Below are 8,172 nucleotides of genomic sequence, written 5' to 3' on the forward strand. Positions count from 1 at the left end.
ATTTTCACGTTACACGGCGGGACGAGCGAAGCCGACCCTCAGCAGCTGACATGAATAACTCTATGTCGTGTTCCGGTGGCCGCTGGTGCACGCGCGCGGATGCGCTGCTCGGTGTCGAGGGCGTCCACATCAGCACTGTCACGGCAACCGCGGCCGCCCTGGTTCTGGGCGTCGAAACCGGGGACGACGTCACTGGCTGCCCTGATTGCGGCGTCGTTGCGGTCGGCCACGGACGCCGCCAGGTCCTGCTCCATGACATTCCCTGTTTCGGCACGCCTGTACGGCTGCTTTGGGTCAAGCGTGTGTGGCGATGCCGGACCCGGGCTGCCCCAGGACAACGTTCACCGAGGAGCACTCGCTGGCCGGTCCCCGGGCGAAACTCACTGCCCGCGCGGTGTCCTGGGCGACCGACGCGCTCCAGCGTTTCGACACCTCGGTCTCGGCCCTGGCTCATCAGCTCGGGGTTTCCTGGCACACGGCCTGGGACGCCATCAAGACAGAGGCCGCGCGGCGGATCGCTGACACAGGCCGGCTCGAAGGGGTGGATGCGCTCGGCGTCGATGAGCATGTCTGGTCACATACCGGCCCGCCAGGATCGGGCATGGTCACCGGGATCGCGGACCACACCCGCGATGCCCACGGCGTGGTTCACGCCGGCTCCTGGATCTGGTTTCGGGACGGTCAGGAAAGGCCTACGCCGACTGGCTCAAAGACCGCGGCACCGGGTTCACGGCCGGGATCAAGACCGCCGCGCTGGATCCTTTCCGCGGCTACGCCAACGCCATCCGCGACGAACTGCCCGAAGCCATCACGGTCCTGGACGCTTTCCACGTAGTCAAACTCGGATCGGCCATGGTCGACGAAGTCCGCCGCCGGGTCCAGCAGGACACTCTCGGACACCGCGGCCGCAAGGGAGATCCGCTCTACGGGATCCGTCGGACCCTGCAGATCGGCGCCGAACACCTCACCGACAAGCAATCCGCACGGCTGGACGCGAAACTCACCGCCGGCGACCCCGACCACGAAGTCACCCTCGCCTGGCAGCGCTACCAGAAGCTCCGAAACATCTACCACACCCGCCCGGAGCGGGGCAGAGAACTCGTCAACGAAGTCATTGCTTCATTCCCGACCTGCCCGATCCCGGAAGTCGCCCGCCTCGGCCGGACACTGAAACAATGGAAGACCGCGATCCTCGCCTACTTCGACACGAACGGCGCCTCGAACGGCCCCACCGAAGCGATAAACGGCGTCATCGAAACCACCCGCCGAATCGCCAGAGGCTTCCGCAACTTCACCAACTACCGACTCAGATGCCTACTCGCCGCCGGCGGCCACCGGCCCTACCGGATCAAACAAACCAACCATGCCTAAATGCGAAGGGCCTGTTATTGGCCTCTACCTTGCCTGTGGTGGCGCCGGTGATGATGAGCACCTCGATCTCTTTCCACCACCGGCAGACAGTGCGGTAGAGCCTGGTGGTCTCCGGTCGTGCGGCTGCCTTGACCAGTTCCTCGAGTTCGGTTTTCGCAGCTTCGGCGTCTTCCGTCCGGACGGCGGCATGACAGTCATCCGGGAATCCATTTCCCCACGAACCTTGAAGAGCCCTCAAAGAACGACAGCCGGTCACAGGCCGGTTCTTCGCAGTACCAGCGGTACTTGGACCAGAGCACCTCCACCGGCCCGGCGACAGGAATATCCCTTAGCCGCTGGAGACGTCGTTCCTTACGCCGGGAGGAAATCACGCCGCAGCTCGGGCAGCCCGGTGGCTGGTTGGTTTCGACGGTGACCTGCCGGCGGCCGGCTGTGTCGGTGGTGGAGACGACGTGGTAGTCGGGCAGGTTGAAAAGGATGGTGGCAGGGTCGGCTGCGCCCCCGGTAGGCTCGTTCAAGGCTCGTGGTCCTGTTCCAGGTTGAATGCTTAGACACAATCATCCCAGCAGGGCCACGGGCCCTCTTGTCTTCAACGACACGAACTCAATTCCCCACGAACCTTGAAGAGCCGTGTTGGTCCGCACCGACAGTGCCGGGGCCTCACGGAAGTTCCTCTGGCACCTGCACAGCCTCGGCGTGCAGTTCTCCACCAGCTTCGCGCTGCCGTTCGGCAAGGCGCACATGATCGACTGGATCACCGACAAAGAGCACTGGCAGCCGGCCCTGGACCAGTCCGGAAACGACCGGAACGATGCGTGGGTCATCAACGTCACCGACATCATTCCGCTCACCGATTACCCGCCGGGCACGAACCTGTTCCTCCGCGCCGAGCCGCTGCACCCCGGAGCGCAGCCGACCCTGCTCGATACCGACGGGCACCGGATCACCGCGTTCCTGACCAACTCCCCACGCTGGCACGGACCGTTCCTGGACGCCCGGCACCGCGCCCGCGGCCGGTGCGAGAACCGGATCAAAACCCTGAAAAACACCGGCCTGGGCAAGCTGCCGTTCTTCGATTTCGCCGCGAACCAGGCCTGGGCCAACATCGCCGCACTGGCCTTCAACCTGGTCTCCTGGATCCAGCTCGCAGCCCTCCCGGACGGCCACCACGCCAAGGCCTGGGACATCAAACGCTGGCGCTACCGGCTCTTCGCCACCGCCGGGAAAATCATCACCCGCGCCCGCCGCCACCAGCTCCTGCTCCCGGACTCAGCCCCGGAACAGGACCTCCTGAAACTCCTCCTGGAGAACAACGCCCGGCTCAACAAAGGGCTCGTTCCTTCCACCGGCTGATCGTGGACCTCATCCTGTCCCAACGAACAGCACGATCACCGGAAGTGGAACCGGCGCCAACCCAGGCGAACCAACAGGCCACACCAGACTGCCCGAAAACAGACAACAACCGCCCACCAGCCGCCGCCACAAATCAGCAACCATAAACGAGCATCATGAAAAATCGAGGCTAAAAGTTGATGAGCCGGGTACGGGATCTAACGGGGCCAATCACACGCACGCTCAAGACGGAAGGGATCGCGGTCTGCGACGTGCGCCGCCCAAGCGCGCTTCCCGTGCCGGAAAGGGAATGGGAAAGTCCGACGAGATCGACGCTGTCGCGGCCGCCCGGACAGCCTGCCCGCGGCAATCTATTGCCCGCTAACCAAAAGACCAGACCCCAAGTCTTCTGCGCTAAGAAAAGTGTCGGCTCTGGCCCGACTCTGCGTGCATAGCCCGCAGAGAGACTCCGCTTAAGACAGTGGCCCCGGAGTCCGGTGGGTCCTCCCTGGAGGTCCCTATAGACACGGACCGTTCCTTTCGTCCGAAATTGCCGCCCGTGACTGATTGCCCGGCGGCTTGTCGAGTGTGACTAGGCCTACCCTTGGATCTCGCCAGCCCAAACGAAACGAGGGCTACCAATACGAGTAGGCTGACGCCTCTCCAGAACGAACGTGACGGATATTGGATACTCATCGCGAGAACCATGGCCGACAACCCAATGACTACAGCTACTATAATCGGGTTTCTGCTTTCGGTACCCACTTTTACCCCGAATGCGGCAAGGAGGGCGATACCAAAGAACAAAGCCATCTGCCCAGCGGGCCCAGTTGCTCCATACCATTCTCCGACCATGGAAAGAGGAATCCAGGCAAAAGGCCAAAGCCTTTCTTGGTCGAAGGTGTTCAAATTCAAGAGTTGCGATGGCAAGGGGTTGGCATTCGAAAGGAGCAAGGCAGCGGATGGCGCCCTGGCGACGGAAAGTTCAGTGATGGGAACGGAAGCTGTGATTGAGGAAACTAGGAGTTGAACCGCCGTAATCCAGTGCGCCGGATCCAGCAACCGTGGTATCCGCTCATCTTGGACCAAGGCGCCCAGTTGCAGTAGTCCGTGCGGCTGCCCGCGAACGGTGAGCGACATGGCAAATGCGGCCAACGTCCCATGAGCGCATAGATAGACACCGAGGATTAATCCTAGGCCGGAAAAGAACGCGGTTCGATGCCAAAGCCTAGATAACAAGACGAACATAAGGGCAAGTGGAAATGCGACCGCCATGCGTGTACCAACGGCTATTCCTGACGCAAACCACACAAGACCGACACTCATCTGCAGAACTCGCTGCCAATTTGTGGCTTCACCAATGATCCCAATTACGAGCGCGGCCAAGCCCAAGACTGGTCCGATGAACCCCGTTAGTCTGACGATAAAATCCACACCATCCGTCATGGCGTATATCTGGCGATCAAAAAAGCTCGGCCCTTGCCCGACAAGCCAGACCAGATAGACAAAACTGGACGCTCGAAGGCTCAGTCTCTGATAGCGCGGCCAGCTCGATGAAGCAATTCGGGGAATGTCGCTGCGTTCTTGGCGCCAACTCCTAGGCATACTGACGCAGAATATCAAAGAGCCTAAGGCAGCCCATAAAAATGCCACGTTTTGTGTTGGATCCCCTTGTACATCACTAGGCAATCCTGCACCGTTATTTTCGGCCGACCAATGCCAGATTTCGTCTCCGAAAGTGCCCAACAATGTGAACACACCTCCGAAGAGTATCGCAGGCCACGCCGCGGGATGCCTCAGTTTTGAAAATACGGCCAAGGTTAGAAGTGACCAAGCTAGCCAATGCATGTAGTTTGGCAATTCTCGATAGTATTCACAAGTGGTCTCCAGTTAAAATCCCGGTTCGGGAAGTCATGAAATTTATAGCCGCTTTACAGCTCTCGGACAATACGCGCCGGCACCCCCGCTACTAAAGAATTCGGGGGAACATCACCTGTCACTACCGCACCGGCAGCAACGATACTGCCTTCACCAACGGTGACGCCGCCCAAAATAATTGCTCCCGCCCCGATCCAGGTACCCTGGCATATCCGAATAGGTTTAGCCAATGGTTTGCCCGCCCGCTTCTCGGAAGGGCCTATCAGGTGTGTCGATGTCACGAATTGCGCCCGCATGCCGACATTTACGGAGCGTTCCAAAACCAATCGTGCGCGTGCATCTAGATAGCACCCAGCATTAATGAAGACATCGTCTGCGAGAATCAGGTTATCCCCGGCAATGTGGACGTCGCTGAGAATCGTGCTGTTCGCGACGGTGATACCCGACGCATACAATAATCCACGACGAACCCTTGGTGGCGCAAGAGCACTACGGGATACTATCCGCAATATGCGACTAAAAGCCCAATTGGAAGACGAAAATACGTTGCTGAATATAGGCACTAAATCACTCTTTCAAATTCTTGCTGTGACCGCCTATTGGTATCTCCTCTTGCGCTCATTCTTTCGGCCAACACCAGAGCGCAGGCTGCGACTACCTGAAATACTGAAATACTCGCTGCTGCGCTGGCGACAGTACCCCCGAGTGCACCAACAGCGACACACGGAATGGCGATTGCTAGTTCCAGCCAACGCACGGCCCGAAGCTTTTTGAGTTGGTTTCTTCGTTTTAGAACAATGGACAATACGGAAGCCCCCAATCCAGCCATCGCGCCAGCAGCGAGGCCGCCGACAGCCATGCGAGCTTCGCTTCCGTGATCCCCTACAACGAAGGCGACCCAGGATGCTGGGACAAGGAGGACCAGGCTTATCCAGGCGAATCCGACACCCATCAAGAGAGCCGCGGTGAGTTTTAGCGGACCAGGCCATCTTGCTTCCAGACTCCGAATCATGGGGGCCACAGCCACGGGAACCGCGAGTGCAAGAACGCCAAGGGGAGCGAGGAGGGTCTCGGCGAGCCGAATTCCTGCGACGGCCTCGGGCCCCGCAAGTTCATTGAGGATGCCGATACTAGCCAGACCAACAAACGCAAACACAGCCCATTCTTGGATTCCCGCCAGCAACAGCCCGCGTGACGCTCGCAGCCACACGCGTGCCGTATCCAGCTGCTTTGGATCCTGACTGACACCTTTCAGGGCCAAGAAGAGTCCTGCCATACTCCCAGCGAGCACCCCGACCGTCGTGGTGAGGACGTTGTTGGGCACTACAGCGATCAGGCCAAGGCCAAAAACACCGCAAACACCTACGAGGGGCGCAGCGTCCACGATCAGTAGTCTGCCGCGTCGGCGTGCCGATTTCGCGGAAATTGAACGCACGCAGTCAAGGGCTCCAAGGACAAGCGGCGTGAATGCCAGCGCTAAGGAGCTAAGGAAGTCAAGGCCGCCATCATAGGCAACGAAGAACATCACACCGCCAGGCACTAGCGCAAGGGCGCTTAAAGTCCCAAAAAGAGCCAGGGCGCGAGGGCGGCTCTCGTGCAGGACTAGTGTCGGGACCAATATCGCCCGAATTCCCGCAATCCACTGAGACTCGATGGTCCAGGCAATGAAAAAAGCAGCCAGAGCCGACGTTTGAAGTTGATGAGCGGCAGTTATTGAAACAAAGAAGTTAGGTATCAAAAGTAGGGCTTGACCGAACACCCGATCGACGGCATGTCGAATCGTCATAACGTGTAAAACCTTCTTCCTACGGGGTTCAAACGTTGAACCTACGATTCAGGTCTTTCAACTTTGCTGAAACAGGGTTGTGCCGCAGTGCAACTTGAAGCTGACACATTTTGGGCAGCTCTTGCGGCACCCGAAATGAAGCCTCTAAGAGATGGGGGATAACTGCTGGACCCGCCATGTGCGATAAGCTATCAAATCTCCAAACAATGTCCGACAGTACATCGCTTAGTCGCCTTACCCCATACTCTTCCAGTTCTCCCGGAACGTCCGCTATGCTTTGAATGGCACTCCTGTCTAGTATGGCGGCCAGCGATAGCCAGGATTTCGTGCCCGAGGCGTAGGAAAAATCCTTGAGTTTCTGGAATTCCCAGGGAGTGTTATCCCGCAGTGCCCTCGAGCGGTAGGCAACGGGAAGTCGTGTACCCAGGGCTTCGAGTATCACATTCCCAAAGGATTCGCCACGGTCCGCCCAATGCATGAATGTGTTCGCTGTCCAGTATTCTTCGCGCAGTTGCTCATCATCCGTGATCACAGGAAGTACATCTATCTTCTCGCTGCGTGGCAACGCATCAAGCAGCTTGGGCGGAGCGCCGATCAAGCGCAGTCGATAGTTTGTGGACTTTATTGCGAACTCAGCCAATCGGATGTATCCATCAATTGTCCACTTTTCGTTAATTGGCGATCCAACTCGGAGAAGAACCTTTTCTGAGTTAGATATTCCCCGTCTTGCTCGGGCATTTTTTCTCTCCAAACTCGATGGTGGACGAAAAAATGAAAAGTCTTGGGGATTGGGAATGATGCGCCGAGAAATTCCCTGCCCGCCGCACTGGGCGGAATGTTGGGCGGCCAGCCAATCCCCCAGGAGTCCGACAACCTGAGGTTGAACAGAGGAGGCCCTCAGCGTCTTCTTTATTGCAGCACCAAGACCTTGGCCGAAGATGTCGTGCGTCAGGACCGCCGGCTCGAGCTCACTTGTTGCTGAGAGCAGGTTGCCCACCCAGCTAGTTGTTGCTCCACTTGGGGCACCATGGTGAATGTGTAGCAAGTCAGGTCGAAACTTGGTGATTTCCCCAAGCTGAGCCGTCACGGGAATGCCCGATTCTTTGAGCTGCGCTGTTCTCGACGGATGAGGTCCACCAGGGCAGTACGCAATCGCTTCCGCCCCTGCGAGATGCCAAGCATCCGCGAATGTGACTGCGGACCGCGAAGTGCCCCCCATCGACACATCGTTAAACGCGATGGCAACGCGCATATATCGTCCTCTTTATACCGAGATGGTTTGACGGCAACTGTGTGTCAACATCAGTCATCGTAAACATCAGTCGTTCGAGTCGATCGCGGCTATTGCAGAGGCAAAAAAGGCAGCAAATCGCTCTGGGTCCCTTGAAGCATATCGGGTTTTCAGGACCCTTCCCGTCCATTCGTGCTACGTACGATACATCTCATGCTCACGATCAGCCAGATCTGACCTAACCACGTAGACAGTGGTGGAGATGGACATGTCCTTCGAGTTCCGCGGTGCCGTCCGGAAAGTTCTGCCCAAGGCAGCCATCACAGTTGACCACTGACATTTGCTGGTGCGGGAGAACCATATGGTCACCGAGGTCCTGCGGCGCCGGGCGCGGCGCACGACCTCCACGACAGGCGGGTCAGGAAACAGCTCCGGACTGAATGTTGCGAAAATTGCTGACCTACAGAGAGGAAAACATGTCCTCTGCCCAGGGCTTACGGATACAGTAGATCATTGGCTCTGACGCGAAAATTTCGTGGCCTCGGCAGTGATCTCAGGGCAGCATGCGGGTTAG

Annotated in this window: 5 protein-coding genes and 2 pseudogenes; 3 read left to right on the forward strand and 4 right to left on the reverse strand. The window is 58.4% G+C overall.

The annotated features are described in order from the left end of the window. Positions 1–50: 50 nt before the first annotated feature. Positions 51–1,371, forward strand: a pseudogene (locus QCD75_RS22405) (ISL3 family transposase). 194 nt (positions 1,372–1,565) lie between these two features. Here the strand turns inward: QCD75_RS22405 and QCD75_RS21425 are convergent. Then, complete coding sequence (locus QCD75_RS21425; protein WP_301231537.1) at positions 1,566–1,889, reverse strand: transposase family protein; 324 nt, start codon at positions 1,887–1,889, stop codon at positions 1,566–1,568. 112 nt (positions 1,890–2,001) lie between these two features. Here QCD75_RS21425 and QCD75_RS21430 point away from each other — a divergent pair. Next, positions 2,002–2,724, forward strand: a pseudogene (locus QCD75_RS21430) (transposase); the annotation flags it as partial. Positions 2,725–4,634: 1,910 nt separating this feature from the next. Here QCD75_RS21430 and QCD75_RS21435 read toward each other — a convergent pair. The 3 genes from QCD75_RS21435 to QCD75_RS21445 are packed head-to-tail and all read right to left on the reverse strand — an operon-like array spanning position 4,635 to position 7,619. Next, a complete protein-coding gene (locus QCD75_RS21435) occupies positions 4,635–5,144 on the reverse strand; it encodes an acyltransferase (RefSeq protein ID WP_301231538.1) in 510 nt (169 codons plus the stop codon). Further along, positions 5,144–6,367: a hypothetical protein gene (locus QCD75_RS21440; RefSeq protein ID WP_301231540.1), complete on the reverse strand. Its 1,224-nt coding sequence runs from the start codon at positions 6,365–6,367 to the stop codon at positions 5,144–5,146. The genes QCD75_RS21435 and QCD75_RS21440 overlap by 1 nt, the downstream gene beginning before the upstream one ends. A gap of 28 nt (positions 6,368–6,395) precedes the next feature. After that, the gene (locus QCD75_RS21445) at positions 6,396–7,619 is read right to left on the reverse strand and encodes a hypothetical protein (RefSeq protein WP_301231541.1); all 1,224 of its coding nucleotides are present in this window, start codon (positions 7,617–7,619) and stop codon (positions 6,396–6,398) included. Between the two features lie 241 nt (positions 7,620–7,860). Here QCD75_RS21445 and QCD75_RS22320 point away from each other — a divergent pair, with 241 nt between their 5' ends. Beyond that, on the forward strand, positions 7,861–7,935 hold the full coding sequence (locus tag QCD75_RS22320; protein WP_367400689.1) for a hypothetical protein: 75 nt from the start codon (positions 7,861–7,863) through the stop codon (positions 7,933–7,935). The last annotated feature ends 237 nt before the right edge of the window (positions 7,936–8,172 follow it).

The sequence above is a fragment of the Arthrobacter sp. PsM3 genome (genome assembly GCF_030433895.1).
Taxonomy (GTDB): Bacteria; Actinomycetota; Actinomycetes; order Actinomycetales; family Micrococcaceae; genus Arthrobacter.